This window comes from Pseudomonas sp. S2_C03 (genome assembly GCF_054668405.1).
In genome coordinates this window covers 2,082,211-2,101,868 of sequence record NZ_CP162766.1, presented here as the reverse complement: position 1 = coordinate 2,101,868, position 19,658 = coordinate 2,082,211, and the positions used below count along the sequence as shown (strand labels likewise).

Here is a 19,658-nt window from a genome sequence, read left to right as displayed (position 1 = left end):
GCCTATTTATGCCTTACCCAATACCCTGGCCAAAAACGGCGCCGTCCGGCTTTTCTTGTGGCCGGCCACCTTCTGCGGCGTGCCAGCAACGACGATCTTGCCGCCCTGATCCCCTGCCCCCGGCCCGATGTCGATGACCCAGTCACTTTGCGCCACCACGCGCATTTCATGCTCGACCACGATGACCGTGTGCCCCGCTGCCACCAGATTGTTCAACTGCTCCAGCAATCGGTCCACATCCCGTGGGTGCAATCCGGTGGTCGGCTCATCGAGCACATACAAGGTGGCGCCCCGTTGATTGCGCTGCAGCTCGGTCGCCAGTTTGATGCGCTGGGCTTCGCCGCCGGACAATTCGGTCGCCGGCTGACCCAGTCGCAGGTAGCCCAGGCCAATGTCGCGCAGCACCTCCAGTGAACGGTGAATCCCCGCCTGCTCGCGGAACACCTCGACCGCCTCATCCACCGTCAGTTGCAACACCTGGGCGATGTTCAGCCCCTGCCAGTTGACCGCCAACGTTTCCGGGTTATAACGGGCGCCATGGCACGTCGGACATGGCGCGTAGACACTGGGCATGAACAACAACTCGACGCTGACGAAGCCTTCGCCCTCGCAGGTTGCGCAACGGCCCTTGGCGACGTTGAAGGAGAATTGCCCGGCGTCGTAACCTGCGGCCTGCGCCTGCTCGGTCGCGGCAAAGAGTTTGCGCACGTTGTCGAACAGCCCGGTGTAGGTCGCCAGGTTCGAGCGTGGCGTACGACCGATGGGCTTCTGGTCCACCTGCACCAGGCGCTTGATCGACGCCAGCCCTGCGCTGACGTGACCACCACTGGTCTGCGGCGCGTCATCCTCCAGGCTTAGCTCGGCGGCATCCGGGTCACGCGCTGAGCGACCGAAATGCGCCCCGACCAATTCGAGCAGCGCCTGGCTGACCAGGCTGGATTTACCCGAACCCGAAACGCCGGTGACCGCCGTGAAGCAACCCAATGGAAATTCGGCGCTGAGATTGTTCAGGTTGTTGCGGGTGATGCCCTCCAGCTTCAACCAGTCCTTGGGTTTGCGTCGACCTGCAGCCGCACTGACCTCTTCGGCGAACAGATAGGCCCGCGTCTGCGATTGCTGCACGTCGGCCAGCCCCTGAGGCGGCCCGCTGTAGAGAATCTGTCCGCCATGCTCACCCGCCGCCGGGCCGACATCGATCAGCCAGTCAGCGCGGCGCATGGTCTCCAGGTCGTGCTCGACCACGAACAACGTATTGCCCGCCGCTTTCAGACCTTGCAGCGCCTCGAACAGCGCTTCGCCGTCTGCCGGGTGCAAGCCGGCCGAGGGTTCGTCCAGCACATAGATCACGCCAAAGAGTTGCGAGCCCAGTTGCGTGGCCAGGCGCAGGCGTTGCAATTCACCGGAAGACAGGGTTGGCGTGCTGCGCTCCAGTGCCAGGTAGCCGAGTCCAAGGTCGGTCAGGATGCTGACCCGCTCCAGCAAATCCTGGGCGATGCGTTGCGCGGCCAGGCGCTTTTCCACCGACAGGTTAGGCGTGTGGCGTACGTCAGGCGCATTGGCGTGGCCGCTGGCGCCGTGGGCCACCCGTTGTTCACGGGCGTGGCGGGTTTGCTCGTGGGTCAGCACTTCGCCCGCCTCATCGGCTGCATCCAGGTAGCTTTGCGCGGCCACCGGCCTCAGGACTTCGGCGACTTGCAGCAACGGCATTTGCGAGAGCTCGCCGATGTCATAGCCGGCGAAAGTTACCGACAAAGCCTCGCGCTTGAGCCGTTTGCCGGCACACAACGGGCACGGACTGCCGATCATGAATTGCGAGACGCGCTTCTTCATCAGCGCGCTTTGGGATTGGCTGAAGGTGTGCAGGATGTAGCGTCGGGCGCCGCTGAAGGTGCCCTGGTAACTCGGCTCCATCTTGCGCTTGAGCGCGACTCGGGTTTCCTCGGGGGTAAGCCCGGCATACACCGGAACGGTCGGGGTTTCCTCGGTGAAGAGAATCCAGTCACGCTGTTTTTTGGGCAGGTCGCGCCAGGGTTTGTCGACGTCAATGCCCATGGTCACCAGGATGTCGCGAAGGTTCTGGCCCTGCCATGCCAAGGGCCAGGATGCGACGGCGCGCTGGCGGATGGTCAGGCTCGGGTCCGGCACCATCAAGGCTTCAGTCACTTCATACACTCGGCCCAGGCCATGGCACTCAGGGCACGCGCCCTGGGGTGTGTTCGGCGAAAAGTCCTCGGCGTAGAGCATCGGCTGGTTCGCCGGGTAACTGCCCGCGCGCGAGTACAACATGCGGATCAGGCTGGACAAGGTGGTGACGCTACCCACCGAAGAGCGCGTGCTCGGCGTGCCACGCTGCTGCTGCAGGGCGACTGCCGGTGGCAGGCCTTCGATGGAATCAACGTCCGGCACCCCGACCTGATCGATCAGGCGCCGCGCATAAGGGGCCACGGACTCGAAATAGCGGCGCTGCGCTTCGGCATACAAGGTCGAAAACGCCAGGGACGACTTGCCCGAACCGGACACTCCGGTGAACACCACCAGGGCATCGCGGGGGATGTCGACGTCGACGTTCTTGAGGTTGTGCTCACGGGCCCCACGAACTCTGACCATGTTGGAGGGGGATTGGGTGGGGCGCTTGGCGGTCATGGGCGGCCTTATGATTGTGAGTGTTGCTACCTGTGGGAGCGAGCCTGCTCGCGATGGTGGCGTTACATCCAATGAAGGTGCTGAATGTTATAGGTCCCCCGCGAGCAGGCTCGCTCCCACAGTGAAGATTGCGCAACCCTCAGGGATGAGTTTCAGCCATTAAGCACCGTACGTACCATTCGTGTCAGCGCTTCAGGGCGATAAGGTTTGCTCAGCAAAAAGGTATCGGGGCTGAGCTGGTGGTTGCGCGAGATCATGTCACGGGTGTGGCCGGAGGTGAACAGCACCGCCACCGGCGGCAGCTGGACCTTGGCCCAGGCAGCCAGGTCCGTGCTTTTGATCAGGCCGGGCATGACCACATCGGTGAAAATCAATTGCACGGGCGCCCCTTCCAGCAACATCTGCATGGCGACATCGGCGTTGGGGGCAGTCAGGACCTGATAACCCTCCTCCCTGAGCAGCTCGACCGTCGAGGTCCGCACGGCCTCATTGTCCTCGACCACCAGGATTGTCTCGTCTCCACCGTACTGGTGCACTTCGTGGGCGCTCGGTTCACAGGGCAGTGCGCGTCGGCTGCGCGGGAAATACAACTGCACCCGCGTGCCTTCACCCTCCACGCTCGACATTTCGATATGGCCGCCGCTTTGCTTGACGAACCCGAACACCATGCTCAAGCCCAGCCCAGTGCCCTTGCCATCGGGCTTGGTCGTGAAGAACGGCTCGAACGCCTGGGCGAGCACCTGCTCGGGCATGCCCATACCGTTATCGCGGAGGGCGACGCGAACGTAGTCCCCTTCCGTAATGCCCTTGCCGGCGCAGAATTCACGGTCGAGCGAGACATTCTGCGCGGTCAGCTCTATCAACCCTTCGCCCTGCATGGCATCGCGGGCGTTGATCGCCAGGTTGAGGATGGCGTTTTCCAACTGGTTGCGATCCACATGGATGTACCAGGCGTCTTCCGGCAAACAGATGTCGATCTGAATGGTCTCACCCATTGTCCATTGCAGCAGCTCGCCCAGCCCTTCGAAAATCTGCAGCGGGTCGCACACTGCAGGCGACAAAGGCTGGCGGCGAGCAAAAGCGAGCAATTGAGTGGACAGTTTGGCGCCGCGCTCAACGGCGGCAATCGAGGCCGAAACCCGGCGCTGCACGTTGGCGTTATCCGGTTCGTGTCGCGCCAGCAAGTGCAGATTGCCAGCGATCACTTGCAGAAGGTTGTTGAAGTCATGGGCCACGCCGCCGGTGAGCCCACCAATGGCTTCGAGTTTCTGCGACTGGCGCAATTGCTCCTCTGCCGCCAGCCTCGCCTGCACTTCATCGCTGACGCGCTGTTCCAGATCGCGAGTGAATTTCAGTAGGGATTCTTCGGCGGTCTTGCGTTCGTGAATGTCGATCAGCACACCGGGAAACCGAAACGGTTTGCCCTGCTCGTCAAACTCACAGCAACCGCTGGCCTGTACCCACCTATAACTGCCGTCAGCAAGCATCACCCGATATTCGGCATTGTAGGGTTCGCCGTTGGCGACTGACTGGTCAACTCGTTCGCTGACCCATGCCCGATCATCGGGATGAATGCGGGTTTCGGCGAAATCGATGGGCAGATTGCCCAGGTCCTGCGTGGACGGATAGCAGAAGGTCCGGGCGAATCGTTCATCCGCCGAAAGACGGTTTGCCTTGAGGTCCCACACAAACGAGCCCAGCAAGGCGCCGGCGTTCAACGCCAGGCGCACCCGCTCATTGTCTGCACGGTAAGCCGCCTCCGCTTCCTGGCGGCGGCGCTCGGAAATCACGTGGTCGGTGGTCTCGACCACAATCGCCATGACCCCGGCGGGTTTGCCGTTGTCATCGGACACCGGGCTGTAATAGAGGTCCATCCAGACATCTTCAGGCACGCCATCGCGCAACAGCACCAGCTCTTTGCTGTGGTACGTCAAAGTGCCGCCGGCCAGGCAGGTATCGACCACGTGGCGGTTGAACTCGGCGACCTCCGGCCAGCCCAGCTCGACCGGAGCACCCAACAGATAAGGATGACGCCCACCGGCAAAGACCGAATAGGCGTCGTTATAGATCATGTACCCCTGATAGCCCCACAGCATGACGATCGGTACAGGCGAGGCCAGCAACATTTGCACGGCGCTACACAGGCTGGCGGGCCAGGTATCAAGTGGTCCCAGTTCGGTGTGGCTCCAGTCGAACGTGCGAATCCGCCCGGCCATTTCCCCCCGCCAACCCTCGCACCCATGGCTATCGTCTAGAAATTGCATCGACTGATTCTGAGTCCCTGTGATTGACGCCCGTTTGTTTCGAGCATTGGGCGCGGGAATGGTTTCATAGAGATATCGCTGAATCTTTCGGACACTGCGCCCCCCTGTAGGAGCGAGCTTGTCGAGGCGTCGAACCGTCGCGATGGTCGTCAACGATAACGATGGGTGTCAGGATACCAGCGTTGTCTGGTCTTCCATCGCGAGCAAGCTCGCTCCTACAGGGGGGATCGTGGTCAGTGAAAATCCCGACTCCGCACATCCATGCCATCGAGCAGCTCACTCAAGTCACTCAGGCGTCCGGCGATCAGGTGGCGTACTTCGCCCTCTTTTTCCCAACGCCCATCGACCTTGAGTAATTGCGAGCCCACCAGCACCTTGCGCTGACGCTCGGCCAGGTCTCGCCAGACCACCACGTTGACGTTGCCGAACTCGTCTTCAAGGGTGACAAAGGTCACGCCACTGGCCGTGCCCGGCCGCTGACGCCCGGTCACCAGCCCGGCGATGCTGACCGGGCGCCCATGCTCGACCTCCAGCAACTCCCTGGAACTGCGGCAACGCCGGGCTTTGAGTTCGCCCCGCAAGAGTGCCAGCGGGTGCGGTCCGAGCGTGGTGCCAAGGCTGTTGTAATCCGCCAGCAGGTTTTCGCCCACCGTGGGTTTGGGCAGCGTCACGACGATTTCTTCCTGGCTCGGCAAACCGGCGAACAAGCCCAACTGCTTCTGCACACCCGCCACTTCCCAGCGGGCGCGATGGCGATCCCCTGCCAGCCCCCGCAAGGCGCCGGCATCGGCCAGTTGTTCCTGCGCACGACTATCAAGCTGCGCCCGCTCGCCCAGATCGGCAATGTCGATAAACGCGCCCATCGACCGCGCGACTTCGATACGCCGGGCATCGTCTTCGCGAAAGCCCTTGATCATGCGCAGGCCCATGCGAATCGCCGGCTGCCCGCCGCTGACCGCTTCGAGGCTGCAATCCCAGTCACTGGCGCGCACATCCACCGGGCGAACCTGCAAATGATGCCGACGCGCATCCTGCAAAATCTGATCGGGGCTGTAGAAACCCATGGGCCAGCTGTTGATCAGCGCACAGGCGAAGGCTGCCGGTTCATGGCATTTCAACCAGCAACTGGCGTAGGTCAGCAAGGCAAAACTGGCGGCGTGGGACTCGGGGAAACCGTAGCTGCCAAAACCCTTGATCTGCTCGAAAATCTGGGTGGCAAATTCGGCGGTGTAACCGTTTTTCTTCATGCCAGCGGCCAGCCGCTCCTTGTGCGGTTCCAGCCCGCCATGACGTTTCCACGCGGCCATGGAGCGGCGTAATTGGTCGGCCTCGCCGGGGCTGTAGTCGGCAGCGACGATGGCGATCTGCATCACCTGTTCCTGGAACAGCGGCACACCAAGCGTACGTTTGAGCACCACTTCCAATTGAGGCGATGGATAAACTTCGGCTTCCTGTTTGTTTCGCCGTCGCAAATACGGGTGCACCATGCCGCCCTGAATCGGCCCCGGACGGACGATGGCCACCTGAATCACCAGGTCGTAGAACTTGCGGGGCCTCAATCGCGGCAGCATCGACATCTGCGCCCGCGACTCGATCTGGAATACCCCGACGGTGTCGGCGCGACTGATCATTTCGTAGGTGGCCGCATCTTCGGAGGGGATCGTGGCCAGGGTCAGATTCTGATTACGATGGCGCCGCAGCAGATCGAAACAACGGCGAATCGCGCTGAGCATGCCCAACGCGAGGATATCGACCTTGAGCAGGCCGACCGCGTCGAGGTCGTCCTTGTCCCATTGAATGATCGTGCGATCGGCCATGGCGGCGTTTTCCACCGGCACCAGGGTGTCCAGTGGCTGCTCGGAAATCACAAAACCGCCGGGGTGCTGTGACAGGTGCCGGGGGAAGCCGATCAGTTGATCGGTCAAAGTCAGCACCCGGCGCAGAACCGGACTTTGCGGGTCGAAACCGGCTTCGAGCAAGCGTTCTATCGGCGGTGTGTTATCGCTCCAATGGCCGCAGCAATCGGCCAGCGCATTGATCTGGTCCGGTGGCAGTCCCAAAGCCTTGGCCACGTCGCGCACCGCCCCGGCGGCGTGATAGCTGCTGACCACTGCGGTCAGCGCGGCACGGCCCCGACCATAACGGCGGAACACGTATTGCAACACTTCCTCGCGGCGCTCGTGCTCGAAGTCCACATCGATGTCCGGGGGCTCGTTGCGCTCCTTCGACATGAAGCGCTCGAACAGCAACGTGGTGCGGTCCGGGTCGATCTCGGTGATGCCCAGGGCGTAGCAAACCGCCGAGTTGGCAGCCGAGCCTCGGCCCTGGCAGAGGATGTGCTGTTCGCGGGCGAAGCGCACCACGTCGTGCACGGTGAGGAAGTAACTTTCATAGCCGAGTTCGGCAATCAGCTTGAGCTCCTTGCTGATCTGGCGCAGCACCTTGGTCGGCGCACCTTTTTCCAGCGCCAGGCGATCCCCTCCTTGGTCAATTGCCGCAGCCAGCCGGTGGCGCAATACCCCTCGGGCACCAGTTCCTTGGGGTATTGATAACGCAACTGGTCCAGATCGAAAGTGCAACGCCGGGCCAGGTCCACCGAGGCCTGCAACAACGCGGGCGGATACAGCTCGCGCAACAGTTCCAGGCTGCGCAGATGCCGTTCGCCATTGGGGTGCAGGCGCAACCCGGCGTCGGCCACCGGCAGATGATGGCGGATCGCGGTCATGGTGTCCTGCAAGGCGCGGCGACCACGGCAATGCATGTGCACATCGCCGCTGGCCACCGGCGGGATGTCCAGTGCCCTCGCCAGCGCCAACAACTGGTTGAGCCGACGGTGATCGTCCTGACCGCGATGCAACTGCACCGCCAACCACAGGCGCTCGGCAAACACCTCTTTGAGCCAGCGGCCCGGCGCCGGGTCATCGAGCGCATCGGGCACCCACAGTGCCAGCAACCCCGGCAAAGGCGCGTCGAAGTCACTGCGCAAAACCTGGTACTGGCCCTTCTGCGTGCGTCGCCGCGCCTGGGTGATCAGCCGGCACAGGTGCTGATAGCCTTCGAGGTTCTCCACCAGCAACACCAGTTTCGGGCCGTTTTCGATCCGTATTTCGCTGCCGATAATCAGCGGCAGCGCCACGGACTTGGCCGCTTGCCACGCACGAACGATGCCCGCAAACGTGCATTCGTCGGTGATCGCCAAGGCCTGGTAGCCGTGCTTTTTCGCGCGCTGGAACAACTCCAGGGCGCTGGACGCACCGCGTTGGAAACTGAAGCTGGACAGGCAATGCAGTTCGGCATAATCGGGGCTCATGCGAACCAGCCCTGCAACCATAACGGGCCGTCTTCACCGACCGCCCGGTAGGCCCAGCCTTGCTGGCCGGCGCGGGTTTCGATCAGGTAATAATCGCGGCGCACGTCGTCGCCGTCCCACCAGCCGGATTCGATGCGTTCGGGCCCCATGAGGATGCGTGTCGAGGCTTCGTGCACTGCTTGCGGTTCGGTCAGCAGCCAGCCCGGACGCTGCACGCCGGGCAGCCCGGGGCAACGTTGAGGGTCGTTTCCGGCCTGCCACGTGCACTCGGGCCGGTGATCGGCCTGGAAGCGCAAGCCGTGCACCGCGTCATCGCCCAGCCGGGCGCGCAGACGCTCGCGCAGTTGTTCCCAGGGCAAGGATTGCTGTGGGCGTTCGTCGAACAGCTCCTGATACTGCGGCACGAAGGCCGGCAAATCTTCGGCGCGCAAACGAAAACCGCGCACCGGGGCCTCGACCTGAACCTGCTCCAGGCGCCCCCGGGCCAACTCGAAGAGCATCGCCGCATCACGCTCGGCACTGAGCAAGCCGACCTTGATCACGCTGTCCGGTAAGCCGGCGTGCTCAAGGTGCAGGTCAAAACGCTGCACGCCACTGTCTCGTCCACAGAGAAATGCCGAGAGGTCGCCAGTCAAGCGGCGCAACGGAAACAGCAGCGCCTGATGCGATTGCACGTCGAAGTTGAGTTCGATGCGCACATCGAAGCGATCCGGCGGCAAGTAGAACGCCAGCGCCAACCGGCGCAGCCCCAGCAAGGCGTCCAGATGCTTGAGCACCTGCGCCTCGAAACGCCGGGCCAGGCTCTGCCGAGGCAAGCCCTGCACCTGGTTCAAGGTGCGCAGCCCCATGCGTGACAACGCAGTGGCGACATTCGCCTCAAGGCCGATGCGGTCGACGGGCAATGGCCCCAGGTGGCGCTGCAAGGCTTGATCGTCGGGCACCACCAGCCCGTCATAGGCATTGGCCAGGATTCGTGCCGCCACCGGGTTGGGGGCCGCAACGATGCGATGGCGAAAGCCCAACTCGTCGAGCTCGGCGCGCAAGCGTGCTTCCAATTGCGCCCAGTCGCCGAACAACCCCAGGCTGGACTCGATTTCGAACACCACCGTGCGCGGGTAATGCACGCTGACCTGGGAACTGAAACGATAGGCCCAGGCCGCCAGGAATTGTTGCCAGTGTTCGATGTTTGCGGCGTCGTATTCAGCGGTGGCGAACCCTTTGCTCAGCGCTTGGGCGGCGGTCATCGACTGGCCGGGGCGCAAGCCCAGGGCGCGCGCTTGAGCGTTGACCGCCTGCAACACCCGGCGCTGCGCCGGGCCGGTCAGCAGCGCCAGCGGCTCATCGGGGTCGGTGCGCTGACGCAGTACCGCGTCCAACGCCAATTGCGGGAATAGAATGCACACCCAACGCATGGCAACCTCAATGCCCTACGGCAAAGGCGATCGGCGCCGAACGGGCCAGCCCGCCCCGGCACTTGAGTACGCGCAACTGCGCAGGCCGGGCATCGATGGCAATGCGCAGGGCCGCGGGTGACGGGTTGATCGCTTCCTGGATCGAGCGGTAGGCAAAGGCCAGGGTCGAGCCGGTTTCCGCCGCCACCTGCAAACGCCGCAACGCGCGGTCATCGGCCTTGTTCGGCCAGCACAGCACAGCGCCACAACTGCCCGAACGCAGGCATTGTTCCGTGGCCCACAAGGCATCGCGCTCGCTGGCCTGAATGATCGATAACTGACGCAGATCGATCCCGGCATTTTCCCAGGCCTGGGGATACGGCACGAACGGCGGCGCCACCAGCACGATCCGCTCGCCCGCGTCCGCCAGCCGGGCCAACGTCGGCCACACCAGTTGCAACTCACCGATGCCCTGCCCGGCCAGAAGGATTTCGCTCAATGCCGCTTCCGGCCATCCGCCCGTGGGCAACGCCGCATCCAGCGCGGCGTGCCCGGTGGGTTGCGGGCTGACGGTGGGCGGCGCAGGCCGGCCCTTCCAGACCTGGCCGCCATTGAACAGCGTGTCCAGCGCGACGACGGCACCCATCAGCCTTGCCTCACCAAACCGCAGAACACCCCTTCGATGGCGAGGTCCTGGCCGGGCTCGACCACGATCGGCTGATAAGCCGGGTTGCGCGGCAACAGGCGCACCGTGTCACCCACGCGCTCGAAGCGCTTGATGGTCACTTCGCCTTCCAGGCGTGCGACCACGATCTGCCCGTTGATGGCCTCGGGGCTACGGTGCACGCCCACCAGGTCGCCATCGAGAATGCCGTCCTCGATCATCGAGTCGCCACTCACCCGCAGCATGTAGTCCGGGGTCCGGGAGAACATCGATGGATCGAGCAGCAGGTGGTTATGGATCTCGGCATCGGCGCCGATGGGCGCACCTGCGGCCACTCGGCCGAGCACCGGAATGTCCAGCAATTCGGGACGTGCAGGCAGGCCGAGCAATCGAATGCCCCGGGCCTGATTCGGGTTGACCTCGATAAAACCGGCCTCGGTCAGCGCCAGCACATGCTTGCGCGCCACGCTGCGCGAGGCAAAACCAAAGGCCTCGCTGATCTCGGCGAGGCTCGGTGACTGACCGTGCTCGGCGATTCGCTCGCGGATAAAGGTCAGGATGGCGGTACGGCGGGGAGTTAAAGTCGTCATGGAGTACATTTGTACTCTTTTGCGATTTTTCTTACAAGAATTTGTCGATGAGCTGTAGGAAGCTGTTTTTTTGGCGAGGCTGCTATCGTCATCGCGGCGGTGCGACGATTCGACAAGCCCGCTCCCACAGTGATCGGTGTGGGAGCGGGCTTGTCGAATCGTCGCACCGCCGCGATGAGGCCAGTTCATTCTTCACAGGCAGTGGATCAAGTCAGGTCAGCCAGGTACGCCCACGGATAAATCCCACGCTCATGCCCATCGCTGAAGACCAACTGCAGCCCATACCCCTGCGGATTCAACTCAACCACCCGCACACGCTCATCCACCATCGGCGGCGTGCCGCGCAACCGGAATGCCCGGCACTGTGAGCATGGGCACTGGCGACGCAGGTCGGCGTGCGCCAGCAGCTGTTCGCGTCCATCCGGCCAGCTCAGGCGCAACTGTTGGCGGCTTGTCGAATTGCCGATCGCCGAGGGGGTCATTGCAATTGACTCAGGGCAATGCGCACGGCCTTGCGCACTTCGGGGTCGCCATCGTCCTGGGCAGCCTGCAAGGCGGCGATGGCGCCTTTATCGTTAAGCTCACCGAGGGCCAGCGCGGCTTCCTTGCGCAGATTGCTGATGCGATGACCGAGGGTTTCGATCAACGCGTCCAGCGCCGCAGCGAATCGCAGACGGCCAAGGCTGCGGGTTGCGCGCAAGCGTACTTGCCAGTAATCGTCGGTCAGCGCCGCGATCAATGCCGGGCCGGCATCGCTGTGGCCGACCTTGCCCAGGGTGGTCGCGGCCTCTTCGCGCACTTGCCAGGCCTGATCCTGCAAGGCCTGGCGCAATGCGGGCAGCACCTGTGCATCAGACGCCAGCCCCAGCGCCCCGGTGGCGGCGCGGCGCACTTCGGTGTCCGGGTCAGCGCTGGCCAGTCGAGCCAGCGCCGGCACTGCATCGAGTTGCTTGAGCCAGCCCAGCACGCCAACCGCCTCGCGTCGGACGCTGGCATCCTCGTCGCTCAATGCCACCGCCGCCGCTGGCGCCGCCTCGGCGAAGCGCAATTCGCGCAGTGCACGGAACGCGGCGACGCGCACACTGACGTCGGCATGCCCGGTCCAGGGCAGAATCACCCGTCCTGCCGCCTCGCTCTTGAGCAGGCTCAAGCTCTGCGCGGCGGCAGCCTGCACCGCCGGCGCCGGATCGGTCAGGGCCTGGCACAACGCCTCGACCACCGGCTCATCCTCCCAGGCTTCGAGCAAGCGTGCGGCTTCGGCGCGGACTTCCTCGGTCGGGTCTTCGGCCAGTCGATTGACCAGCCACAGCAAACCGTCCGGCTCCTCAAGGTCGGCCAGTTCGATCAGGGCAATGCGGCGCACACCGGGGTCGGCATCGGTCAGGCGCGGTTGCAGGGCAAGAATGTCGTCGTTGTCGGTTACATCGAATAGAGAAGTCATAGGGCAAATCGCGGCAGTTTGTGTTCAAGGGGAAGGCCAAGCGGGTTCAGGCGTGGTAACTGCCGCCCCTCCTGGTGGTGCAGCAGTTCGAGGCAATGACGCTTGAGGCGCGAGAACTCGTGGCTGGTCACCAGTTCGGTGGTACGGGGCCTTTCAAAGTCCAGGCGCAAGTCTTCGATGATCCGCCCCGGACGCGAACTCATCACCAGCAGGCGGTCGGCAAGGAACAGCGCTTCGTCGATGTCATGGGTCACGAACACCACGGTGGTACGAATCTGTGTCCAAATCTTCAGCAGCAGTTGCTGCATGTTCAAACGGGTCAGTGCATCGAGGGCGCCAAAGGGTTCATCCATCAGCAACAGGCGCGGACGGTTGACCAGCACCCGGGCAATCTCCACCCGTTGCTGCATGCCGCCGGAGAGCTGGTCCGGCCAGCGCTCGGCAAATCCTTCAAGGCCCACCAGGGCGAGGATGTCATCGGCCGCCCGGCGCCGTTCGGCCTTGCCGATGCCACGCATTTTCAGGCCGAACGCCACGTTGTCGCGCACCGTGCGCCAGGGAAACAGCGTGTGCTGCTGGAACACCATGCCGCGCTGCGGCGAAGGGCTCGACACGTCGGCGCCATCGACCTTGAGGCTGCCGGCGCGTGGTTGCAGATGCCCGGCCAGTGCGCCGAGCAACGTGGACTTGCCACAACCGGACGGCCCGAGAATGCACACGAACTGCCCCGGTTCGATCTGGCAGTCAAGGCCCTGCACCGCTTCGAACGCGGCACGGCCCTCACCCAGGCTGATCGACAAACCGCGAATGTCGATACGCCCTTCAGGTTGTTCAAAGAGGCTCATCAGGCTTTTCCTCGTGGTCGATGCCAAGGCGTGAACAACCCGCCCAGGCGTTTGATCAGCAGACTGCTGCCCATCCCGAGTACGCCAATCAGCAACATGCCGACCACGATGTCGGGGTAGTTCTGGATGGTGTAGGACTCCCAGGTGTAATAACCGATGCCGAACTGGCCGGAGATCATTTCCGCGGTCACGAGGCAAAACCACGACGTGCCCATGCCAATGGCCAGGCCCGTGATGATGCTCGGCGCGGCACCCGGCAGGATCACTTCGCGCAACATCGCCCAGCGCCCTGCCCCCAGGCTTTTCGCCGAGGCGATCAGGCGCGGATCGACGCCTTCGACGCCATGCACGGTGTTGAGCAGGATCGGGAACAAGGCGCCGGTGAAGGTGATGAACACCATCGACAGTTCCGACGACGGGAACATCAGGATCGCCAGCGGAATCCATGCCACGGCCGGGATCGGACGCAGCACCTCCAAAGGTGGCAGCAACAGGTCTTCGGCCCACTTCGAGCGACCGATGGCCAGGCCCAGGCCGATGCCGATAACCAGCGCCGCGAGGTAACCGGCGAATACGCGGCTGAGGCTGCTGCCCAGATGCTGGGCGAGCTTGCCGGAGTCACCCAGGCCCAGCGCCGCTTCGACGACGGACCAGGGCGTGGGCACGTTGGCGAAGGTGACCAGGCCAAGGTTCCAGTGATGGCTGGCGGCGAGCTGCCAGAACAGCAGGCAGAGCAGTAAGGAGGCGGCCCTGGGGAGCCAGCGTTTGAGTGATCTGAACACGGCATGTCCTCTGAACACAGCCCCCTGTAGGAGCGAGCATGCTCGCGATGGACGTCAACGATAACGCTGGCTGCCTGGCGCCCAGCGGTGCCCTTGAGACCATCGCGAGCATGCTCGCTCCTACAGGGAAGGGGGTCGTTGGTTAACGGGTCGCCACGGCCTGCGTGGTCGCGTCGGTGAAGTCGAACACCTTGCCACCCTGGGCCGTGGCGAATTGCTGGGCCTGGCCCTTGAGCAGGAACGCGCTCAGGCGGCCTTTGGCATCACTGGCAAACCACGCCTGATCGGCCAGTAGCTTGATCCCGCTGTCACTCGCCTGGGCATATACCGCGCGGATGTTCTTGCCTTCCTGCTTGAGGCTGGTCAACGCGGTGAACGCCGATTCCGCCGAAGCGTATTGACGGACTTTCGGTTCGCCGCGCACCCAGATCTCGGCCACATGCTTGAAGTCGGTGATGGGTTTGCCGCTGGCGGCATCCAGGGCCTTGAGCGGGGTCTGGGCGTAGTTGGCCAGTTGCGCGTTGTAGTCCAGGTTCGATGCCTTGAATGCGGCGCGGATGTATTGATCGTCGATAAAAGTGTTCAGGTCCAGGCCGCGATCAGCCTTCTTCAACAGCTTGAGGGTATCGATCGCGGTGCCGACGGCCTGACGGTATTCAGGCTTCCAGCTCAGGTCGCGGGTCTGCACACCAAGCGGGCCGTGGAACAGGTAGTTGACCTCGGCATCGACACCCGTGACCTTGGCAATCAGCTCGCTGTACTTCTCTGGCTCGTCGGCCAGCAACTGGTTGGCCTCGATGCTGGCGCGCAGGTAGGCGACGACGATCTCCGGGTACTTTTTGGCGTAGGCCTGATCCACCAGCGCGCCATGGAAAGTTGGCGCGTTGGCCTGGGAGCCGTCGAAGATCTTGCGGGCAAAACCCCGGCTGGTGAACAGTTCGGCAAAGGGCACGAAGTCGGCATGAGCATCGATCTTGCCAGCCTGCAATGCGGAGCCCGCCACTTCCGGCGCCTGGGCGATAATGTTGACGTCTTTGAGTGGGTCCCATCCCTGATCCGCTACGGCCCGCAGCAACATGCCATGGGACGTCGAGGCGAATGGCACGGAAATGGTCTTGCCCTTCAACTCTGCCAGGGACTGTACGCTTGAGGCGCTGGGTACGACGATGCCATTGCCGCTGCCCTTGATGCTGCCCGACAGCACGTTGATGAACAGGCTGTGCTTGCCGGCGGTTTCGAAAGCCACGCCATTGAAGGAGCCGGGGAAATCTGCCATGGCGCCAAAGTCGAGTTTGCCGGCGACCATCTCATTGGTCAGTGGAGCGCCGCTGGTGAAGTTTTTCCAGACCACGTCGTACTTGGCGTCCTTGTACGGGCCGTCGTGGGGCAGGTATTTGTCCAGCAGGCCGAGTTCACGAATCAACAGGCCGCCGGCGGCGCAGTTGATGGTGGTGTCCTGGGTGCCGATGGCAATGCGGATGGTTTCGGCCGAAGCCGACAGGGTGAACGAAGCCAGTACCAGACCGGCGAATGCTGCGCGCAATAACATGGGTGTGTCCCCTCGAATCATTTTAAGTGTTCGTCTCCGCCACGATCAGGGCGTGGTGGGAAACGAGGGGTGTTTTTCAAGCATGCGTCCCGGGGGTGGCCGGGTGGCGGTTTCTCGGGTGTCTGGACGGGCCTCATCGCGGGCAAGCCCGCTCCTACAGTTGATCGCATGCCCCTGTGGGAGCGGGCTTGCCCGCGATGGCGCCCTGTCAATCACCGCAACAGGTAGGGAATATCCACTTTCACCGCCCCCGTCGGGCAGTCCTTCTCGCACGGCATGCAATACCAGCACTCATCGAACGCCATGTAGGCTTTCTGGGTGGCCGGGTTGATCGCCAGCAAGTCCATCGGGCAAACGTCAACGCACACGGTGCAGCCTTTGTGGGCGATGCACAGGTCTTCGTCGACCGTGACCGGTGCATTGGAGCGGAAGAAGATTTCCTGGGGTTGATAGGCCATTTCACGGTTTCTCTTTTTAGGGGCTCAGGCCGCAAAGGCGCCGACGCGAAGGCGGTCATAGGCCTGCATTTCCTCGGCATCCAGCGGGATGATGTAGGGCTCGACGGCTTTCTTGAAACTGCTCATCCGACCGTTTTCATCCTTTTTCAGATGGCAATGGCAGAACCAGTCGCTGTCGTTGCGCTGCGGGTGATCGACCCGATAGTGGTAAAGCCCCCAGCGACTTTCCGCGCGAAACAACGAGGCACGGGCGGCCATTTCGACGCAGTCGCGGATCATGCTGACTTCCATGGCGCGCATCAGTTCGTGGGCGTTGTGCGCCTTGATCTGGTCCAGATCACGCTGGATGTCACTGAAGCGTTGCAGGCCGATCTGCATCTTCTTGGTGACCTTCGGCGGTTGCAGATAATCGTTCACGAAACGGCGCAGCTTGTATTCGACCTGGGCCGGCGGCAGGCCATGCTCTCGATCCAGCGGTGCGTAGACCCTTTGTTTTTCCGCCTCGACCTGCGCGGCGTCGACCGCAGAAAACTCGCGACCGGCCACAAAGTCCGCCGCGTTGTGGCCGGCAAACCAGCCATAGGTGAACGCACCCAGCATGTAATTGTGCGGCACCGCGGCCATGTCCCCGGCCGAGTACAACCCCTTGACCGACGTCTCTGCCTTCTCGTTGACCCACACCCCGGACGCCGAATGGCCGCTGCAAAAACCGATTTCGGAAATGTGCATCTCGACCATCTGCGTACGGTAGTCGGTGCCGCGATTGGCGTGGAACTGACCACGACTGGGTCGCTCATTACTGTGCAGGATCTCCTCTATATTCTGGATGGTTTCCTCGGCCAGGTGGTCGAGTTTGAGGAACACCGGGCCGTTGCCGCTTTCGAGTTCCTGGTGGAACTCCCACATCATCTGGCCGCTCCAGTAATCGCACTCGATGAAGCGCTCGCCCTTGTTGTTGGCGGTGTAGCCGCCCAGGGGACCGGTCACGTAGGCGCAGGCCGGGCCGTTGTAATCCTTGATCAGCGGGTTGATCTGGAAGCATTCCAGGTTCGCCAACTCCGCCCCGGCGTGATAGGCCATGGCGTATCCATCGCCGGCATTGGTCGGGTTTTCGTAGGTGCCCATCAGGTAACCCGAGGACGGCAGCCCCAGGCGCCCGGCTGCACCGCAGGCGAGGATCACGGCCTTGGCCTTGATCACATGGAAATCGGCAGTGCGGCAGTCGAAGCCCATCACGCCGTTGACCGCGCCCTCCTCGTCCTTGAGCAGCCGGGTGCACACCAGGCGATTGGTGATGCTGACCCGCGCCCGCTTCAACTGGCGGTACAGGACTTTCTTGATGTCGTGACCTTCGGGCATTGGCAGCACATAGGCGCCCATGTGGTGGACTTTCTTGACCGCATAGTCGCCGGTCTCGTCCTTCTCGAACTTCACGCCCCAGCGATCCAGTTGCTCGATGGTTTCGAAGCTGTGCGTGGCGTAGGCATACACCGCCGCCTGGTTGACGATGCCGTCGTTGGCGATGGTGATTTCCTTGGTGTACTGCTCAGGCGTGGAGTGCCCTGGAATGATGGCGTTGTTCAGGCCGTCCATGCCCATGCTGATCGCGCCGCTGCGCTTGACGTTGGCCTTGTCGATCAACAAAACACGCAGGTCGCGGTTGCGTTCCTTGGCCTTGATCGCCGCCATGGGCCCGGCCGTGCCGCCACCGATCACGACGATGTCGTATTCCTGTTCCAGGGTCGCTCTTGTCACGGAATGGGTCATGCCTGCTCCCCTTTTTGCCGGTCGATACGCAGACGGTACTGGAAGGCATCGCCGCGATAGTAAAGGTGCTCGAAGTCCACGGGCTGGCCGCTGGCGTCATGGGTCAGGCGTTCGATACGCATGATCGGCGAGCCCGCTTCAACGCCCAGCGCCTGGGTCAGGTCGCTGTCGGCGAGCACGGCGTCGATTGCCAGGTCAGCGTGACCGAGCGCCAGACCGCAGTCGTTCTCCAGGATCAGGAAAATGTCGCGGGTGACCAGATCAGCCTTCTCCAGTCGCTCGCCAATGGCCTTGGGCAAGTAGGTGATTTCCAGCGAAATCGGCTCGCGGTTGATCAGGCGCACTCGCTTGACCTGCGCCACGATCTCGCCCTCGGCCACCCGTAAACGCTCGGCCACCAACTTGTCGGCGGCGATGAATTTGAAACTGCGCAGGCGGTTGATGACTTCGTAGCCCCGACCGGTCATGGATTCGGCTAGGCCTTGCAAGGTGCTGACGTTCTGAAAGGTTTTCGGCTTGGCGACGAAGGTGCCCTTGCCGTGGATCTTGAAAATCAACCCTTCCTTCTGCAGATCACCCAGCGCCTGGCGCACGGTGATGCGGCTGACCTTGAACAAGGCACCCAACTCACTTTCGGAAGGCATCTGGCTGTCCTGCGGGTACTCGCCGTCGAGAATGCGAGCACGCAGCACGTCCCGTAGCTGGGTGTGCAGCGGAACACTGCTGAGGGATAGAACGTTATCGGTCATGGGCTGATCACTTGTTATAACGAGTTATGACGTGATCTTATGGTTCTAATGACCGTGGTGAGAAATACCGTTTGAGAATAAGGTTAGAGCGGTGTTGTTCGTCCTGTAGGAGCGAGCTCGCTCGCGATGGCGGCCCCGGAACCGCGGGGTGTCAGGTTGCCAGCGTCATCATTGACGACCATCGCGAGCATGCTCGCTCCTACAGGGGATCTGAGTGTCAGTGAAGGTTTAATGCACTCAGGTTCAGGCGCCCATCCTTGAGCGGCGGACACCAGTAGTACCCGCCCGTGATCGGGCGGCTGATGCGATACAGGCCGTCGGTGATGCCGTCTTCCAGACCGCTCATGCGCCGCAGTTGCGCTTCGAACGCATCCAGGGAGAAGCCGAACGCCAGGAACATCAGGCCCGCACGATCGCCTTCGATCCATGGCATCGAGCGGCGCACCACGAACGCTTCGGGGGCGAAGCTTTCCTGGGCGGTGCGTTTGACGTGAGCGGAGACCGGTGCGTCGTCGATCTCTTCGTTGTCGGCCAGGCGACGACCCATGATGTTGTCTTTCTCATCCGATGGCAGTGCATGGAAACCTTTCAGATCATGCTGCCATTGCTGGATCGCGGCGAAGCTGCCGCCCACCAGGCCTTCACCGCCCACGCTCGCCAGTCCGGCAGCCACCGCCGCTTCGTCGTGAGGGTTTTCGGTGCCATCTTCGTAGCCCGTCAGGTCGTGGCCGCTGAGGTGGCGGAACGTCTCGTTCATTTGCACCAGTCGCAGCGCCGGTGCCAGCGCTGCTTCGATGGCGGTGCTGCGATTGAGCAACTCGCCGCGGTCGACGCCATGCAACCAGCACCACAGCGCGTGTTGGGTCGAAGGGTTATCGACACCCACACCGGTCAACGCCGGGAATGGTCGCAGACCTTCGATCTGACCGTGCAACGCCTTGACCAGGGATTCACCGAAACCGACCACCGCCGACTTGCCGTCCACCAGTTGCATCAATTTGTCGAGCGCAGCCGGCACTGCATCGACCGATTCCAACGCGAAGAACATATGACGGGCCTGAGGTGGAACGGGGGTGGCGAGAATGCCCGGCTGGTAGTAACTCATATGAACTCCTTAAGAATGAACGGCAAGTTTACTCGCAGCACCCGTGGTTGTGGGCGATCGCGGCAAAAGATCGCGGCAACATGACATCCAGGCTTAAAAA

At 62.7% G+C, this 19,658-nt stretch carries 16 protein-coding genes; all 16 read right to left on the bottom strand.

Annotated elements, in window-relative coordinates; genetic code table 11:
• Positions 1–6: 6 nt before the first annotated feature.
• Positions 7–2,643, bottom strand: coding sequence for an excinuclease ABC subunit UvrA (locus AB4N64_RS09635; protein WP_460124688.1), 2,637 nt, complete (start codon positions 2,641–2,643; stop codon positions 7–9).
• Positions 2,644–2,795: 152 nt separating this feature from the next.
• The gene (locus tag AB4N64_RS09630; protein WP_460124685.1) at positions 2,796–4,907 is read right to left on the bottom strand and encodes a hybrid sensor histidine kinase/response regulator; all 2,112 of its coding nucleotides are present in this window, start codon (positions 4,905–4,907) and stop codon (positions 2,796–2,798) included.
• A 233-nt stretch (positions 4,908–5,140) separates the two neighbouring features.
• Positions 5,141–7,423, bottom strand: a complete 2,283-nt coding sequence (locus AB4N64_RS09625; protein ID WP_460124682.1) for an error-prone DNA polymerase — start codon at positions 7,421–7,423, stop codon at positions 5,141–5,143.
• The gene (locus tag AB4N64_RS09620) at positions 7,315–8,217 is read right to left on the bottom strand and encodes a PHP domain-containing protein (protein ID WP_460124679.1); all 903 of its coding nucleotides are present in this window, start codon (positions 8,215–8,217) and stop codon (positions 7,315–7,317) included. Before AB4N64_RS09620 ends, AB4N64_RS09625 begins: the two co-directional genes overlap by 109 nt.
• Positions 8,214–9,629: a Y-family DNA polymerase gene (locus tag AB4N64_RS09615; RefSeq protein WP_460124676.1), complete on the bottom strand. Its 1,416-nt coding sequence runs from the start codon at positions 9,627–9,629 to the stop codon at positions 8,214–8,216. The genes AB4N64_RS09620 and AB4N64_RS09615 overlap by 4 nt, the downstream gene beginning before the upstream one ends.
• A 7-nt stretch (positions 9,630–9,636) precedes the next feature.
• Positions 9,637–10,254: a translesion DNA synthesis-associated protein ImuA gene (gene imuA, locus AB4N64_RS09610; RefSeq protein WP_460124674.1), complete on the bottom strand. Its 618-nt coding sequence runs from the start codon at positions 10,252–10,254 to the stop codon at positions 9,637–9,639.
• Positions 10,254–10,871: a transcriptional repressor LexA gene (lexA, locus tag AB4N64_RS09605; RefSeq protein WP_460124672.1), complete on the bottom strand. Its 618-nt coding sequence runs from the start codon at positions 10,869–10,871 to the stop codon at positions 10,254–10,256. Before lexA ends, imuA begins: the two co-directional genes overlap by 1 nt.
• Positions 10,872–11,068: 197 nt before the next feature.
• Complete coding sequence (locus AB4N64_RS09600) at positions 11,069–11,344, bottom strand: DUF971 domain-containing protein (RefSeq protein ID WP_460124670.1); 276 nt, start codon at positions 11,342–11,344, stop codon at positions 11,069–11,071.
• Entirely contained in the window at positions 11,341–12,303 is a 963-nt protein-coding gene (locus AB4N64_RS09595) for a HEAT repeat domain-containing protein (RefSeq protein ID WP_460124668.1), read from the bottom strand. Before AB4N64_RS09595 ends, AB4N64_RS09600 begins: the two co-directional genes overlap by 4 nt.
• Complete coding sequence (locus tag AB4N64_RS09590) at positions 12,300–13,148, bottom strand: ABC transporter ATP-binding protein (RefSeq protein ID WP_460124667.1); 849 nt, start codon at positions 13,146–13,148, stop codon at positions 12,300–12,302. The genes AB4N64_RS09595 and AB4N64_RS09590 overlap by 4 nt, the downstream gene beginning before the upstream one ends.
• On the bottom strand, positions 13,148–13,930 hold the full coding sequence (locus AB4N64_RS09585; RefSeq protein WP_460124665.1) for an ABC transporter permease: 783 nt from the start codon (positions 13,928–13,930) through the stop codon (positions 13,148–13,150). The genes AB4N64_RS09590 and AB4N64_RS09585 overlap by 1 nt, the downstream gene beginning before the upstream one ends.
• 142 nt (positions 13,931–14,072) lie before the next feature.
• Positions 14,073–15,479, bottom strand: a complete 1,407-nt coding sequence (locus AB4N64_RS09580) for an ABC transporter substrate-binding protein (RefSeq protein ID WP_460124663.1) — start codon at positions 15,477–15,479, stop codon at positions 14,073–14,075.
• 212 nt (positions 15,480–15,691) lie between these two features.
• A complete protein-coding gene (locus AB4N64_RS09575; RefSeq protein WP_008060065.1) occupies positions 15,692–15,937 on the bottom strand; it encodes a 4Fe-4S dicluster domain-containing protein in 246 nt (81 codons plus the stop codon).
• A gap of 24 nt (positions 15,938–15,961) precedes the next feature.
• Positions 15,962–17,704, bottom strand: a complete 1,743-nt coding sequence (locus tag AB4N64_RS09570; RefSeq protein ID WP_460124660.1) for a fumarate reductase/succinate dehydrogenase flavoprotein subunit — start codon at positions 17,702–17,704, stop codon at positions 15,962–15,964.
• Positions 17,701–18,453 carry a GntR family transcriptional regulator gene (locus AB4N64_RS09565; protein ID WP_460124657.1) on the bottom strand — a complete coding sequence of 251 codons (753 nt, stop codon included), beginning with the start codon at positions 18,451–18,453 and terminating at the stop codon, positions 17,701–17,703. Before AB4N64_RS09565 ends, AB4N64_RS09570 begins: the two co-directional genes overlap by 4 nt.
• Before the next feature lie 217 nt (positions 18,454–18,670).
• On the bottom strand, positions 18,671–19,558 hold the full coding sequence (locus tag AB4N64_RS09560; RefSeq protein ID WP_460124653.1) for a Dyp-type peroxidase: 888 nt from the start codon (positions 19,556–19,558) through the stop codon (positions 18,671–18,673).
• Between the last annotated feature and the right edge of the window lie 100 nt (positions 19,559–19,658).